Raw genomic sequence first — 14,191 nt, forward strand, 5'->3', positions numbered from 1 at the left:
TGCTTTGATCAGCCGCTGTATTCGACTCCGCGGCAGCATTGGCCGCCTCCTGAGCATTGCGTGACACTTCGTCGATGGTCGCCGTCATCTGCGTCATCGCGGTGGCGACCTGATCGGTTTCGCCCTGCTGCTGGCGAACGCCTCTGGCTGGTGTGCTCGGTCAGCTGCGACATATGTTCGGTGGCGTTCGTCAGCTCGGCCGCGCTTGAGCCGATCTCCTTGATCATGCCGCGCAGCTTGCCGACGAAGGTATTGAACCAGTGGGCCAGTTCGCCGATCTCGTCGTTCGCGCGGGCATCCAGCTCGGCCGTCAGGTCGCCTTCGCCGCTCGCGATGTCTTTGACCCGGTCGAGCATGCGACGCAGCGGTTTGACGATCACGCTGTTCATCGACAGCGACAGCACGACGATGCCGACCAGGAACAGGCCGCCGAACACACCCAGTTTGCGCCACAGTCCCGCCAGTGCGGCGGCATCGACTTCCTCCAGCGAGTAGCTGATCCGGGCAGCGCCACCGACAGTTCCCGATTTGATCCGCCGATGACACTCCAGGCAGTTGGTACCGTGCGTGTCTTCGGTCAACAAGTAGGGTTTGACGACGGTCACGATGCGCTCGCCGTCGATCTCGCGGACGTCGACGAGCGTCTCACCGTTGAGACCGCGCTGGTCGAGTTCGTCGACCGGTTGTTCGCTGGGCAGCCCCTCACCGAACTTCTTCTTGATGACGTCGGCGCGGTTCATCCGCACCTCGACGATGCCCGGTAGTTCAAGCATCTTGTCGCGCAGGATCTCGCGATCCTCCATGACGTCGGCCACCATGAGGGTGTTGAGGGAGTCGAAATAGAAACTGTTCATGCCCTTGACCTGGGCAATCGCCAGATCGAGGTTGTCGGCGCGATCCGAATAGTATGAGAACAGCATCAACAGCGTGATGACGACCGCAAAGATGCTGACGATCACCAGGTTGATCTTGGAGCGGACTGACCGCATCTTCGGCCGGTCGAGTCGTTGTTCGGACATCGGTTGGTTCCTGTGGCCTCAGCGGGCCGGCGCAAAAGTTCGGCAGTTGCCATCCACATCGGCGCCCTTGGAAAAAACTTAATTTTGAGAAGGTTATTTCCCAAGCCCGCCGGACTGACGTTCCGGGGGGGGTCAGGGCGGCGAAAGGCGTTCGCGCTGGCCGAGTGCCAGGTAGTAGGCAGCGAGATCGGCGATCTGCGCATCGCTCAGTGGCTTGGCGGCTTCACGCATCACGGCGTCCGTATCGTTGCTACGGCTGGCGTCGCGAAACCCCTGCATCGACATCACGAAATAGTCGAACGGCATGCCGGCCAGCGCCGGGGCGTCGTACTTGTCGCGCTTGCCTTTGCCGTCGTTGCCGTGGCAATCGGCGCAGGGCGCGTCGCCGGCGGCCACTTGGGGCGGTTCGGCAGGCACCGTGACGGCACCCGAGGTGGGCAACACGGTGTTGGAAAAGCGCACTGCGAGATCTGCCATCTCTTGCTCGCCCAGCTTGCGTGCTGTCTTGTTCATGCGCCCGCCTTCGCGGCTGTCCGCTTTGAAATCAAGCAGCTGCTTCAGCAGGTAGCTCGATCGCTGGCCGGCAAGATGCGGTACCTCGGGGTCGTCGCTGACACCGTCGTCACCATGGCACTTGGCGCATTTTTTCGCCTTGCTGTCGGCCCGCGCAGGGTCAGCGGTGTCGATCAGGCCGAGTTGCTCTGGCGACAAGGGGGCGGCGAAGGCCGTCGGTGGCACCGCAACAACAAGCGCCAGCGACAGGCCAATCGTGACCAAGGCTGCGCCGGTTTTCTGAGATAGGGAATACATAATCATGCGCGAGGTGCTGACATAATTCGATCGTCTCTTACTGACTGCTTCGGCGCGAGCAGCCAAGTCTTGAACCGGTTGGATCATCAGCTCGCTGGTTCAGCCATCGCGTCGAAAGCCGATGGCGATGGCCAAGGCGACGTCAACGATGCCGGGGTTGTGAACCGGGTTCGGTTCGAGCCGAACCTTTCAGGTGGAGCGCGGTCTCCACTTCTGGCACTGGATTTCAACAGGTTTCAGGGAGCGGAAGCGACGATGACACGAACCCTCAACGCCGGACTGATGCTGGCCGCCGCGATCTCGGCATCGCCGGCAATGGCCCACAACGAAGACATGCCGGTTACCCGCGGCGCCGAACTCTCGGCTTGGTGCAAGGACACGGCGTACCAGTATTTTCTGCAGTCGACCGACGAGATCTACAACTGGCGCCATACCACCCTGCGTAAGGGCAACCTGTTTCGCGTTGAGGGCCGGTGGCGGGTCGATGGCGACGATGTCGAGGTTGAATGTACGATCCGTGCGGGCGCCGAGCAGCGTTTCGCGACCTTTCGCGTTGTCGGAAGCCGATAGTCGGATAGCGGCGCCTGCTGAGATGGCACCGATATCGGTTGCCGCCACGATGTAGAAAGCCGAAGCGGTCAGCCGGGTGGCTCGCCGCTTCGGCCGGTTTGCGTCGCTTACACGGTGGCGCCGAGCATCCGCCGCAAGGTGCCGTCGCGATCGATGATGTGGTGTTTGAGCGCGCCGATGATATGCAGTGCGATGGCGCCGATCAGAATATTGCCACCCAGCCCATGCACGACGTGTCCCACTTGCGCCAAGGTCGCGTTGACCGGCAGCGCCTCTTGTGGATTGGCAGGATCCGGGTTGGGCGCGAACAGTTCGATACCGAAAAAGGCGACGCCGTGCCCGCCCATCGCCGACATCATGAAGCCGGAGATCGGCATCAACACGGTGCCGATGATCAGCAGGTAGTGAACGATTTTCGACAGTAGTTTTTCCCAGATCGTGTAGTCGCCCGCAGCGGGTGGCCAGCCGTTCTTGATGCGCCACAACACCCGCAACACAACGAACACACCGATCAGAACACCGAACGATTTGTGCCATGGGTAGAGCGCGAAGGCCTCGTTCTCTTCCATGTAGATGCCGACACCGAGCAGTCCGATCATCATGATGGCGACGATCCAGTGCAATGTGACGGTTGTTGGGCTGAGTTTCCTGGCTGTATCCATGGGACTACCTGCTGAAAAATGGGCCTCGCACCGGGCTGCGATAGCGAAGCGATACGTGCTTGTTGCGGCCAAGTTATTCGGCTAGGTTTTATTCGTCCAATGCATAGTGCGAATTGCCGGTATTCAGTAAGTGAACCTTCGTGCGGTCGACCTCAATCTGCTTGTCGTGCTCCGCCAGCTGCTGGCGGAGCGCCACGTTTCGCACGCTGCCGAGGTGCTCGGCATGAGTCAGCCGGCAGTGAGCCGGGCCCTGCAACGTCTGCGCGACACCTTCGACGATCCTCTGCTGGTGCGCACCCAACACGGCTATGATCTGAGCGCGCGGGCCGCCGCGTTGATGCCTGAGCTCGACCGGCTGCTCGACAGCACTGCGCGCCTGATCAGCGGGCCGACATTCGATCCCTCCACGTCTGCTCAGACAGTGCGCTTCTATGGACCCGACCCGGAGATCGGCTGGTTTATGCCGGCGCTGTTCGAGCGGATGCGCAACCTGGCACCGCACATGGCGCTGGAAGCGCGTAGCGACCCGATGGATCACTTTGCGTTGCTGGAATCGGGCGAGGTGCATTTCGTGATGTCTGCCCTGGAGCCGAGTGCGAATACCTCGCAGCTGCGCAGCAGCGCGCTGGACACGCTCAATTTCGTGCTGATGATGCGCGCCGACCACCCGCTTGCACGCGGTCGATTGACGATGAAGAAATATCTCGCGGCCAGTCACGCCATGATCTCGCTGACCGGGCGCGGCACCAGCATGCAGGAAGACGATCTGATTGAACGGGGTCATCTCGGACGCGGCGGGCGCCTCGACATCGCACTGCGCCTGACCAGTTTCACCTCGGTGGCGGCCTTCTGCGAACGCAGCGATATCCTGTTTCATCTGCCCCGACGTTTCGCCGAAGAAATGGCAAAAGGGCGCAATATCGCGCTGCGCGAACCGCCGGCCGATCTTCGTTCAGCTCCGCTGACGATTCGCCTGTATTGGCACGAGCGGCATCACAAGGATCCGATGTGTGTCTGGATACGCGACCAACTGCGTGAACTCAAGGCGGCAGGTGCGCTCAGCGGGAATTGAGGCACGTGGGCCGAGAAGCGCTGTGCCGTTTTCCTCACGCCGTACCGCTGTTCTCCGCCAGCGGTTCTTCGCCTTGTAGCGACACGGGCCTGGCCGTCTGCCCGATCAGGTTGGCGAGCGACGATGCCAGCAGCATCACGCCGATGATCGGCGCCAACCCGGCGTGATCGAACAGGTTCGGCAGCGAACCGAGCAGGCCGCCGAGGCTGAACATCATCGTGGTGAATAATGCGGCTGCGCTGCCGCCGGTTTTGGCGAAGCTGCTCATGTACAACGTCATCCCCGCTGGGTTGATCAATCCGATACTGCCGATGCTGCCCATCATCAGCGGTACCACGAGCGACAGGGGCGCGGCGGTCAGCGTTACCACGACGAACAGCAGGGCAACGCAGCTGAGTTGCACGGTTAGCCCGATGCGAAACAGGACCTGCGGGTTGACCGTGCGCAGCAGCCGCGAGCTGGCGAAATTGCTGGCGATCAGTAGTGCGACGTTGGCGCCGAACAACAGCGAGAACTGGCGTTCGCCGACCGCGAAGTGCTGCAGATAGATCACCGCCGACTGGGTGATGAAGATCATCATCACGCCACCGGAGAAGGCCATGGCGAGCGGGAACTGCACGGCAAGCTGCCCACCGCGCATGCGCGTGACGAGTGTGTCGCGGTACTGGCTGACAATCGACGGCAGCGAGATGCGCGGTTGCGGTTTCGCGAGCGTCTCAGGAATGGCTGTCGACAGGATCGAAACCAATAAGGCGCCGTAGGCGACAAACATCCAGAAGATCGAATGCCAGCCGAACGCCAGCAGGGTAGTGCCAAGCGCGGGGGCCAGCATGGGGGCGACCATCATGACCATGGCGATCATGGCAAACCGCCGTCCGACTTCGTGCGACGGATACAGGTCTCTGACCATTGCCATCGCGATCACGGTCGAGAAGCCGCCACCGATCGCCTGCAGCAGGCGCAGTACCAGGAACTGCTCAACCGTTACGGCAGCGAGTATGCCAAGCGACGCGAGTACGAATATCGTCAGGCCGACGACGGCAATGCGCTTGCGACCGATCTGGTCGGAAAGCGGGCCGCCGAAGAATTGCCCGATGGCGTAACCCAACAGGTAAGTGCTGACCGAGGCGCTGATGTGTGGCACATCGACACCGAAGTTCGCTGCGATCAGCGGCAGGGCCGGCAGATAGGTGTCGATGGTCAAAGGGCCGAGGGCGACCAGCGCGCTCAGAAACGGCAACAGGTAGACAGGCGCCTGAGATCGGTGGAAGGGCAAGTCGGGAGGGTTCGGCATCGGGGTAGGGTTGATGTTGATGGCTTCTGCGTCGCTGCTCGGCGCATCCCCGGTCAACGAGTTCCTCCTTGGGAACAGGCGTGGTGATTACATTGCCTCAGCCTAAGGCGATCATCGTTATTCATCCAATGCATATCCGCTATAGTCGAAATCAGTTCGGCGCATGGGGTGGCGGTGCGCGCAGCCAACGGCCGTTTCCAGCTCCAGGTTATCGGCATTGCCGCTGGCGAGCTGAACACGCCGTAAGAGAGGGTGGGTCTATTCAGCCGGGCTTGGTGAAGCAATCTGGCTGCCGCGGCAAGGCGACTTTGCGTTTGCGACGCGACGGTTGTATCCGGTCAATGCGGATTACGTGCGTCCCATTGGCGTTTGTAACGGGTGTCGAGCTCGGAAAGCGTCACGTCCACCGCTTCCAGCTCGCCACGTTTTGGGAAGCGCTTCTGGTTGCCCGCGTCGTACCAGGCGAGCATTTCGGCCTTGAGTGCGTCGCGCCTGGCAAACGTCTCGGCAATCCGCGCCTTGGTGGCGGTCATGCGCTCGGCACCGATGTCGGCCACGGCATACTGCACACCGTCGCCGAACAACCGCGTGCCGCCACCCTCGGCGGCGATCTGAACCGCGCGATCGGTGTCGACCGGTCTCACGCCGGCGATGAAGTCGACGCCGAAGTCGGCCCAATCGGTGAGCCAGGGCGTCGAGGGCCCCATCATGACGGTGACGGCGTTCTCGGCTAATGAAGCCAGGCGCGGAAAGGTCTTGTTGATCAGCGAGGTCGACGTCAGGAACACCCAGTCGGCATCGGGCAGGACGAACTCGGCGGCCGGGTCGGCGAGGTCGTTGCCGGACGGGTTGCGTTCGAGCACGGTCACATCCAGGCCGCGGGTGGCGTTGTCCAGCCCGGGATAGCGGCCAACGACGACAACCTTGCGGCCGTTGAGCTGGGGGCGGAAGTATTCGAACACCGACAGGTTGGCGGATGATCCGGGCGGAACCGGTTCCGCAGACTGCATCAATGCATTGCCCGGCGTGTTGATCAACGCGTTGGCGGCGGCCAGGCCGACCGTCGCCTCGTACAGGTCCCACGAGCGCACCCAGGTTGCCACCTCGGCGGCTGCGCGGCCGGCGATCTCGCCCGGCCAGCTCAGCGTGCGGGTCGGCGTACCCGGACTCATTGCAAAACCGACATTGTGCGCGGTGCGGCAGGTCGTCCAGGTCAGGCCAATGCACAGCGCGGCGATAACCTCGTCGCGCTCGCTACACGCCCGTTCGATGGCGTCGTACGGCGAGTGTGGACTGGATCGGGTCACGGCGACTGCCTCTTTCGCTTCAGTGCCAGGCCGCCTCTGAGCATGACCAGATCGTGCAGATCGCACAGCATAAAGTGTTGGTTCGCCGGATCGCCCATGTGGGCAAGGGTGCCGGCATCGCCTCGATGGTAGCGCAGGGCGGTGGTGCGAAACTGTTCCGGCAGCGACAGGTTGAACGCCGACGGCTTGAGTAGCAGGCGAACCATCTGTTCGAACAACAAGGCGTAGCGATCGTCGTCCGGTTCTTTGTAGATCGAGCCCAGGTCATCGCCGTAACGTTTGAACAGGTCGACGTAGTCTTCCACGGTCGGTTGTTCCGAACTCATGCTGCGCTCCGTTTCTACCCGTCACCCAAGGGCGGGCGCGGTCCCAGATGCCCATATGCGGGCTCGGTGCCGAGTCGTTGATCGTCCATCGGGCCGCCGATCGTGAAGTGGTACAGCGTCTGCCACGAGGCGTTGGCGGCGCTTCCCAGTCCCAGCAGGTGATGGACCTCGTCATCGAAAAAGCAGCCGATGCCGGTGCCGCGCAGGCCCGACGCCTCGGCCTCGAGATAAAGCACCTGACCGATCATGCCGGCCTCCCAGTGCAGTCGACGATAGGCCCATGCGCCCTCTGCATCGAGTACCCGGGCAATGTCGGCCAGCATACCCAGGCTGAAGGCGCCGCGGCCGGAGATTCCCTGGTAGCAGCAGAACTGCGATGCAATCTTGCGTACATCGGCGGGCGCTGCCAGACGGTATAGCGGCAGGCTGGCGTTCTCCACGCTGTCCCACGCCAGTTGTTCAGTTTCGCAGGCCTCGCGCAGCGCGTCGAAACGCTGCGGGGTCCGGTTCAGCAGGTACAGGCCGGGTTCAAGACCGTCGACACGGTGAACGAACAGCAACAGGTTGATCGCCGGCTCGTACGGCCAGGCGTCGAACGGCGGCGTGTCGGCGCGCGGCAGGGTGCACGCCAGGGTGCGTTCAAAGTCGGCGAACGCCATCGTCGACTCGCCATCCATGCGTTGCGCACTACGTCGCTGTCGGATCAGGCCGGCGGCATCGCGCGGCGCTGTTGCGTGTGCCGGCCCGATGGACGGCGGGGGTGCAACAGGCGGCGGTGATGGCAGGGTCGGTTTGTGGGTCGCTGCCAAGGCCTGTGCGACCTGCGGCCAGTGTGCACGCTCCGGGCTCAACAGGTTGGCTGAACCGCGCCAGTCGCCAAGCGCCTCTGCGACGCTTGGCCAGCTTGGCGTGGGGCCCAGCGAGTGCGAGGTGCCCAGCAATGCGATCAGGTCCGGATGTTCGCGCTCGGCGTCCTCGCTGAAGTCGGCATCTCGGTCTATGCCGAGGCAGGCGCTCAGTGCGTCGTCGCCGGCGCAGGGATCGATACCCAGATGCCAGCCCAGCAGGCCCGATGCGAAGCGCACGGCGGCCACGGCGTGGCCGACATCGTGCTGACAATAGCGAAAGGCGCGCGAGCCGTATTTCCACTCCTCACGCCAGGGGATCGACGTAAGCGCGATGGCGCCGAAGGCATCTGCCGAGGTTTGCTGGAGCTGGGCCGCGGTTTCCGCAGCCAGCAGTGCGCGCCGTTCGAGCGCGTGCTCGAATGGAGCATAGTGGTACACGCCGGGCAGCAGTTCGTCAGACAACTGTCGCCATAGCACCAGGTAGCCTTCGGTGGGGTGCAGGTTGCCGCTCGACGGGTTATTGCGTAGCAACCAGCGGTCCGGCCCCGCGGTTTTCCAAGCGCTCAAGCCCAGGGCGAGTTCTAACATCAGCCCGAGACTGTCGTTCGCAGGCGCAGCGGCGACTGAGCCTTCGGCACGATACAGGTCATGGTAGTCGCGCAGTCCGTCACCGCCGACCAGGGGCAGCGGGATCAGCGGTGCGCCGAGGTAACGGCGGAAAGGATTGGGTTGCGAGTCCCAGTCGAGAAAGCCGGGGCTGGGTGCATATCCCGATGTGTGGTGCTTGGTTGCCTGGTGATAGGCGCGAACCTGTTTGATTGCTTGTGCCGCGTCGGCCATGCTGATTGTTTAACCTACTTGGGTAGCGTCCAGGGCCTCGTCGAGCAACTCGGCCAGGTGTTTGGGGCGCGCATCTCCGTGGTTGCGGATCTGTTGGCGACATGAAAATCCGTTGGCTACGACACGCGCTTGTGGGTTGTCGCGCAGCGTAGGCATCAAGCCCTGCTCGGCCAATGCATCGGCCATGTCGACGTGCTCACTCTCCAACCCGAAGGTGCCGGCCATGCCGCAGCACCCGGATTCGATCATTGTGAACTCGTGATCGGGGATCAGCTTCAGCACCCGACGTACCGACTTCATCGCGCCGACGGCCTTCTGGTGGCAATGCCCGTGTATCAGGGTGCGCTCGCCGCTGATCGCTTTGAGCGGCAAGCGCAGGCGTTTCGCCATCGACTCCTTGGCCAGGAACTCCTCGAACAACAGCACCTGCTTACCGACGCGCGCGGCGATCTCGCCCAGACCGAGTGCCTGGGCATCGTCGCGCAGACCGAGCACACACGAGGCCTCCAGGCCGACCAGCAGCCGGCCCGCTGCGGCATGCTCATCGAGCGCGGCCAGCAGACGTTGCGCCTCTGTGCGGGCCTTGTCGATCATTCCCTGCGCCAGATAGGTGCGGCCACAACACAGCGGGCGCTTGGATTGTGCATCGTCGTCCGCCGGCGAGACGATGGTCACCGAATATCCACCGGCGCGCAGCACCCGCAGTGCAGCCTGTGCGATGGCCGGTTCGTAGTAGCGGGTGAAGGTATCGACCACCAGGGCGACCTCGGGCAGCTCTGATTGATTCACTGCCTTGGCCGCGGCGCAGTCGGAAAACGGCTCGGCCGACGGCACCGGGAGTGCGCGAGCTGCGCTCAACCCCAGCCATCGCTCGGTGGCCTTGGCCAGCCATGGCTGCTGGTTGCGCCAGGCGATCAGGTGGCGCAGCCAGCGGCGCTCGAACAGCCATTGCGGCGTCGACGCAAACAGACGGCTGCGTCGACTCAGCCCGTCGCGTGCCGCCCGTTGCGCAAGGAATTCGCTCTTGATCAACGCCATGTCGACGTTGTTCTCGCATTCGCGTTTGCAGCCTTTGCAGGCAAGGCACAGATCCATCGCCTCGCCGAGTAGCGGGTCGGCAAGCGCCTGCTCGGCGATATCCTGCGACAGCGCCGATTTGAGCAAGCGCACGCGACCGCCGGTCGACAGGTTGGGGTTGCCGCTGATCTTGAAGCTCGGGCACATCACCTGCTTGCCGTCGGCCTCGCACTGGCGGCTGTTGATGCAGACCGCGACGGCCTTGGCGAAATCGCCGCCGTGGCGTGGGATGTCGGCGTAGGCGTCACCCATGCCGGCATCTTTGTACGCCGACCAATCGAGGTAGGTTTTCATCGTCCGCAACTCCTGCGGGCCGGCCTGTTCGGAATGTGAGACATGGTCTGGGCGAAGCAATAAGCGAACCATGGTGCCCGGTGGGCAAGTCATTGATTTTGTGCGGAGCGCCGGTCGGTATCCCAGAGTTGACCGCGCGGTGTCCCTCGTTTTGTCGGTTTCACGACAATGGCGGGGTGATGCCGGCAGCGTTCAGGGCCCGGGCGATGTCATCCGGCTCGGTAATCTGCACGGCCTGCAATCCGGCAAGTCTCGCGCCTTCTACGTTCTCCGCGCTGTCGTCAAAGAACAGGATTTGGTCGGGTGGACAGTCAATCGATTGCGCGACCGAGTTGAACGCTGCCGTCTCGGGTTTGCGCATGCCGAGCTCGAACGACATGAATATCCGCTCGAACAGGCCGACGACCTCGGGGAACGCCTGGCCCCACCGTGCATAGTGGTAGGCCCCGGTGTTGGTGAAGGCATAGCAGGGAAGCCGTCGACGCACATCGCGGATCAAAGACACCGAGGTTGCGAAGGGCTCGACGACGATGGCGTTCCAGCCAGCACCGATCTGTTCGTCGCTTGCGTCGAGTGCCAGCTGTTCTCGCAGGTGGGCAAAGTAGGTCGCAGCATCGATCTCGCCGCGTTCGTGCTGCCGAAACGCCTCGTCGACCACGGCGCGTTCGACGAGTTGGGGAAGCGGCAGGCTCGAGAACGGTGCCCAGGCGCGCAGGGCGCGTTCGACATCGATCCGCAACACCACGCCGCCCAGGTCGAATAACAGCGCTCGAACAGCCGAACGTTGCGCCATATAGCGGTCTCCAGCTCACCTTCGGGCCGATTCTATCGCTTCGGCGGTGTCGTCGAAGTGTCTCTGAAAGAATAGCAAATTGCTATCGCGAAAATAGCAACAAATGATTTTACTAATCTATGACCGCGTCGCATCGTACAGCCATGAATGGCAAACACCCCGACCAAGTGGAAATGAAAAGGAGGCAAACCATGTCGCCACAACTCTTTCTGCCGAGCGTCGTCATGATTCGGCATGCGCAAAGTGAGTGGAACCGAGAAGGCCGTTTCACCGGCTGGGCCGATCCGGGGCTGACCGAGGTCGGTGAGGCCGAAGCCGTGCGCGCAGCCGGGCAGTTGCGTGAGCGGGGCTTCCAGTTCGACAAGGCGTACACCTCGCGGCTGGCGCGCGCTCGGGCGACCGCACAGATCGTGCTCGATGAGATCGGCGCCCAAGGTGTACCGCTGCTCGCAGACTGGCGTCTGAACGAGCGTCACTACGGCGCGTTGCAGGGCGAAGACAAGACATCGATGGCGCAGCGCGTCGGTGAAGACCAGGTATGGCGTTGGCGCCGGGGCTATCTCGACCGCCCGCCGGCATTGCGTGTCGACGACCCGCGCCACCCGCGCCACGACCCGAAGTGGTCCGATATCGCCGACGCCGATTTGCCCAACGGCGAAAATCTGGCCGCCACCCGCGCGCGCGTGATGGGTTTCTGGACCGATGAGATCGTGCCGCAACTACGTCAGGGCAAGCGCCTGCTGATTGCCAGCCACGGCAACACGCTGCGCGCGCTGATCATGGGGTTGCACGGCATGACGGTGGACGAGGTCGAAAGCTTCGAGATACCCACGGGTGTGCCGATCGTGTACGTGTTCTCGGCGCGAGGTGAGCCGCTCGGTTGGCACTACCTCAAGTCGTCCGGGGAGGCACAACACGCCGCCTGAAGCGCCCGGCGGACATTGTTCGTCTGCCTGTGCGCACCGGTCAGGCAGCGGTCGTCCGCAGGGCCTGCGTCAGGTAATCGGTCAAGGTCGCCACATCGAAACGCAAGGGCACATGGATGAAACCGAAACGCGCTTCGTGTAGCGCGCAGTATTGCAGCATCACGTACATCGAGAAGTTGCAGACATAGGTGCCGGCGTCGTAGGCGACCGTCGTGAACGGCCTGTCCGGTAGGTGCAGATTGACCGCCAGCGCCGCCGGGCCTAGTGGATCGATCATTGTCAGCGGCCCGCCGCGCTTTCCCTTGCGATTCACGGCACGTCGTTCGAGACGCAATTTGCGTGCATGACGGTGCTGCCCCAATCCGATAATCGTGGCCGGTCGACAGGCGGTCAGGCAGCGTTCGAACATCGGGCGGTCGAAGCGTGCCTCGAAGGTGGTTGTCGTCAGGCCCGGCAAGGTAGCTAAGGCATCGACCACGTCGCTGGTGATGTTGTGCTCGAACTCATCATAGGGGCCGAAACCGTAGATCAGAATCGGCCCGGGCGACATCCCGATACTCCCCTTGTTTGCTGTGTTCATCGCTTCCATCGCCGTTCGTCCTGCCGCTACGCCTCGGCTCGAAAGCCCCCGCCGGCTCATGAGGCAGAAGTTGGACCAATTGCACGGCAGTAGGCAGTAGGTGTGACGCATGCCGCATTTTTTAGTGCGGCCGAGATTCTCGCGTCTGTTTTGAATCCCCGCGTCATCTTCACTGCGTATCAGAAAATGCCCCGTCGAGCTTTCGCGCGGGGTTCGCGAAAAAACCGTTGGCCCGACCGGATGAGTTGGGCCGATAGCTATCTTTGATACGGAGTATTAAACAGTGAAAAAGCGCATATCAAACAGACCGCCGGCGAACCTGCCCGGTACGGCCGTATTGCTCGCCGCAATGCTCGCCGGACCGGCCGCCATCGCGGCGCCGTTCACCTTCAGCAGCGGTGCACCCGATGGACAGATCGGCACATTGGCCCAGCAAGGCTTCGACGCGAATGGGGGCGGCGAGGTCGAGACCGCCGACGATTTCGTGCTGACCCAGCAGACGCTGCTAACCGGGGGCAGTTTCACCGGCCTGGTGGTCGGCGACGGTGATCTCAGCAACGTGATTGTCGAGTTCTATCGAGTCTTTCCCGGCGACTCACAGTTGCCACCGTCCGGGCGTGTTCCAACCCGCGAGAATTCGCCCGCCGATGTCGATTTCGCCTCTTTCGAAGCGGTCGATGGCGCATTCGCCAGCGTCAATGCCGTGGTGCTGCAGGATGGGTTCAGCGTGACAAACTCGATCGGTCCGGACGGCATCAACCCGATCCCGGATCAGACGACCGGTGGTGACGGACCGTTGAGCGGAACCATGGCCGCGATCGAGTTCGTGTTCAACGAGGCGCTGCTGCTTGAAGCCGGCCAATACTTCTTTGTGCCGCGGGTCGCGTTCGACGAGCCCGGACCGAACGGCGACATCGCCGAGTTCTATTGGCTGTCTTCCGCCAAGCCGATCGACGCAAGTGGCACCCCCTTCGACGGTGACCTTCAATCGTGGATTCGCGACGAAGACCTGCAGCCGGACTGGCTGCGTGTCGGTACCGACGTGATCGGTGCGGGTGCATTCAATGCAGCGTTCACGCTCGACGGCGAGACGGTTGACGCCGATGTACCGCTGCCGGCCCCGGTCGCTCTGATGACGCTGGGGCTGCTGGGATTCACGCTGCGCAAACGGACTGCGCGGTAATGTGAACCGAGTTAGCTGAGCGTTCGGTGCAGAGGGGGGCGGTCAGCCTCCCTCTGCCTGTGGTGACCACGCGCTGATCGGTAACGGTCGGAGTGTGAGTTTGAATGTCGCGGTCGACGCCGCGCTCGCTAGCGGCTGCGGACGATGTCGCTGATCCGGGCACCGATCGCATCGGCGCTGCCGAAGGTCTGCCCGCCCCATTGGCTGTGTTTGAATACCTCGGCGCTATCGCGGCCGACCAGATGAATACCCTGGACAATGACGGCATGGACGCCGGTTTTGTCGACCTCGAGCTGGTCGGCATGCAGATTCACATCGGCGGCGTCAGCGTGCAATACCAGGTAGGCGCCGACCTCCTTGAACATCCATAGCGCGCCGGTCGCCTGGCGCACCGCCGCCCGCATGGCGGCGATCTGCGAGGCGAGATCGGCGGTGGGGTCGAACTCCGCTACGGCCAGGCAATAGCGCGCGCCGCTATGCTTCTTGAGCAGGCACAGCTGCAGCGACCCCGGCGTCTTGCATTCCTGGTCGTAAACCTCGGGGAAGAACCCCTGTCTGACTCGCGCGACCAGATCCATCGGTGTCTCCGA

15 protein-coding genes are annotated in these 14,191 nt (G+C 62.9%); 4 read left to right on the plus strand and 11 right to left on the minus strand.

Annotated elements, in window-relative coordinates:
• Positions 1–8 precede the first annotated feature (8 nt).
• Both B1781_RS00675 and B1781_RS00680 read right to left on the minus strand, forming a co-directional pair.
• A complete protein-coding gene (locus tag B1781_RS00675; RefSeq protein WP_078117836.1) occupies positions 9–1,019 on the minus strand; it encodes a HAMP domain-containing protein in 1,011 nt (336 codons plus the stop codon).
• Between the two features lie 132 nt (positions 1,020–1,151).
• Positions 1,152–1,835, minus strand: coding sequence for a c-type cytochrome (locus tag B1781_RS00680; protein WP_164513195.1), 684 nt, complete (start codon positions 1,833–1,835; stop codon positions 1,152–1,154).
• A 249-nt stretch (positions 1,836–2,084) separates the two neighbouring features.
• Between B1781_RS00680 and B1781_RS22690 the strand changes: the two genes are divergently transcribed.
• A complete protein-coding gene (locus B1781_RS22690) occupies positions 2,085–2,399 on the plus strand; it encodes a hypothetical protein (protein WP_125931808.1) in 315 nt (104 codons plus the stop codon).
• Positions 2,400–2,506: 107 nt separating this feature from the next.
• Here B1781_RS22690 and B1781_RS00690 read toward each other — a convergent pair whose 3' ends face one another.
• The gene (locus B1781_RS00690) at positions 2,507–3,061 is read right to left on the minus strand and encodes a cytochrome b (RefSeq protein ID WP_078117839.1); all 555 of its coding nucleotides are present in this window, start codon (positions 3,059–3,061) and stop codon (positions 2,507–2,509) included.
• Positions 3,062–3,191: 130 nt separating this feature from the next.
• Between B1781_RS00690 and B1781_RS00695 the strand changes: the two genes are divergently transcribed.
• On the plus strand, positions 3,192–4,133 hold the full coding sequence (locus tag B1781_RS00695) for a LysR family transcriptional regulator (protein WP_078117840.1): 942 nt from the start codon (positions 3,192–3,194) through the stop codon (positions 4,131–4,133).
• 34 nt (positions 4,134–4,167) lie between these two features.
• On the opposite strand, the gene B1781_RS00700 is transcribed toward B1781_RS00695, so the two are convergent.
• From B1781_RS00700 to B1781_RS00725, 6 genes are all read right to left on the minus strand, one after another.
• Entirely contained in the window at positions 4,168–5,484 is a 1,317-nt protein-coding gene (locus B1781_RS00700; protein ID WP_078117841.1) for a multidrug effflux MFS transporter, read from the minus strand.
• A gap of 281 nt (positions 5,485–5,765) precedes the next feature.
• Entirely contained in the window at positions 5,766–6,734 is a 969-nt protein-coding gene (locus tag B1781_RS00705) for a Rossmann-like domain-containing protein (protein WP_078117842.1), read from the minus strand.
• Positions 6,731–7,060, minus strand: coding sequence for a hypothetical protein (locus B1781_RS00710; RefSeq protein ID WP_078117843.1), 330 nt, complete (start codon positions 7,058–7,060; stop codon positions 6,731–6,733). Before B1781_RS00710 ends, B1781_RS00705 begins: the two co-directional genes overlap by 4 nt.
• 14 nt (positions 7,061–7,074) lie before the next feature.
• The gene (locus tag B1781_RS00715) at positions 7,075–8,748 is read right to left on the minus strand and encodes a SagB/ThcOx family dehydrogenase (RefSeq protein WP_078117844.1); all 1,674 of its coding nucleotides are present in this window, start codon (positions 8,746–8,748) and stop codon (positions 7,075–7,077) included.
• A 9-nt stretch (positions 8,749–8,757) separates the two neighbouring features.
• Positions 8,758–10,119 carry a (Fe-S)-binding protein gene (locus tag B1781_RS00720; protein ID WP_078117845.1) on the minus strand — a complete coding sequence of 454 codons (1,362 nt, stop codon included), beginning with the start codon at positions 10,117–10,119 and terminating at the stop codon, positions 8,758–8,760.
• A 160-nt stretch (positions 10,120–10,279) separates the two neighbouring features.
• Positions 10,280–10,912: an HAD-IA family hydrolase gene (locus B1781_RS00725; RefSeq protein WP_078117846.1), complete on the minus strand. Its 633-nt coding sequence runs from the start codon at positions 10,910–10,912 to the stop codon at positions 10,280–10,282.
• A 191-nt stretch (positions 10,913–11,103) separates the two neighbouring features.
• Between B1781_RS00725 and B1781_RS00730 the strand changes: the two genes are divergently transcribed.
• Positions 11,104–11,838, plus strand: a complete 735-nt coding sequence (locus B1781_RS00730) for a 2,3-bisphosphoglycerate-dependent phosphoglycerate mutase (RefSeq protein ID WP_164513196.1) — start codon at positions 11,104–11,106, stop codon at positions 11,836–11,838.
• Between the two features lie 40 nt (positions 11,839–11,878).
• Here the strand turns inward: B1781_RS00730 and B1781_RS00735 are convergent, their stop codons facing one another.
• Positions 11,879–12,418 carry a pyroglutamyl-peptidase I family protein gene (locus B1781_RS00735; RefSeq protein ID WP_164513197.1) on the minus strand — a complete coding sequence of 180 codons (540 nt, stop codon included), beginning with the start codon at positions 12,416–12,418 and terminating at the stop codon, positions 11,879–11,881.
• A 283-nt stretch (positions 12,419–12,701) separates the two neighbouring features.
• On the opposite strand from B1781_RS00735, the gene B1781_RS00740 reads away from it, so the two are divergent.
• The gene (locus tag B1781_RS00740; RefSeq protein WP_125931809.1) at positions 12,702–13,601 is read left to right on the plus strand and encodes a hypothetical protein; all 900 of its coding nucleotides are present in this window, start codon (positions 12,702–12,704) and stop codon (positions 13,599–13,601) included.
• A 128-nt stretch (positions 13,602–13,729) separates the two neighbouring features.
• Here the strand turns inward: B1781_RS00740 and B1781_RS00745 are convergent, their stop codons facing one another.
• Positions 13,730–14,179, minus strand: a complete 450-nt coding sequence (locus B1781_RS00745) for a hypothetical protein (protein WP_078117849.1) — start codon at positions 14,177–14,179, stop codon at positions 13,730–13,732.
• Positions 14,180–14,191 lie beyond the last annotated feature (12 nt).

The organism is Thiosocius teredinicola (assembly GCF_002009425.1).
Classification (GTDB): Bacteria; Pseudomonadota; Gammaproteobacteria; order Chromatiales; family Chromatiaceae; genus Thiosocius; species Thiosocius teredinicola.

Bases quoted from the DNA above. Each gene is read 5' to 3' on its own strand.
- B1781_RS00675 (WP_078117836.1), bottom strand. From the start codon at position 1,019: ATGTCCGAACAACGACTCGACCGGCCGAAGATGCGGTCAGTCCGCTCC.
- B1781_RS00680 (WP_164513195.1), bottom strand. From the start codon at position 1,835: ATGATTATGTATTCCCTATCTCAGAAAACCGGCGCAGCCTTGGTCACG.
- B1781_RS22690 (WP_125931808.1), top strand. From the start codon at position 2,085: ATGACACGAACCCTCAACGCCGGACTGATGCTGGCCGCCGCGATCTCG.
- B1781_RS00690 (WP_078117839.1), bottom strand. From the start codon at position 3,061: ATGGATACAGCCAGGAAACTCAGCCCAACAACCGTCACATTGCACTGG.
- B1781_RS00710 (WP_078117843.1), bottom strand. From the start codon at position 7,060: ATGAGTTCGGAACAACCGACCGTGGAAGACTACGTCGACCTGTTCAAA.
- B1781_RS00715 (WP_078117844.1), bottom strand. From the start codon at position 8,748: ATGGCCGACGCGGCACAAGCAATCAAACAGGTTCGCGCCTATCACCAG.
- B1781_RS00720 (WP_078117845.1), bottom strand. From the start codon at position 10,119: ATGAAAACCTACCTCGATTGGTCGGCGTACAAAGATGCCGGCATGGGT.
- B1781_RS00725 (WP_078117846.1), bottom strand. From the start codon at position 10,912: ATGGCGCAACGTTCGGCTGTTCGAGCGCTGTTATTCGACCTGGGCGGC.
- B1781_RS00730 (WP_164513196.1), top strand. From the start codon at position 11,104: ATGTCGCCACAACTCTTTCTGCCGAGCGTCGTCATGATTCGGCATGCG.
- B1781_RS00735 (WP_164513197.1), bottom strand. From the start codon at position 12,418: ATGAACACAGCAAACAAGGGGAGTATCGGGATGTCGCCCGGGCCGATT.
- B1781_RS00745 (WP_078117849.1), bottom strand. From the start codon at position 14,179: ATGGATCTGGTCGCGCGAGTCAGACAGGGGTTCTTCCCCGAGGTTTAC.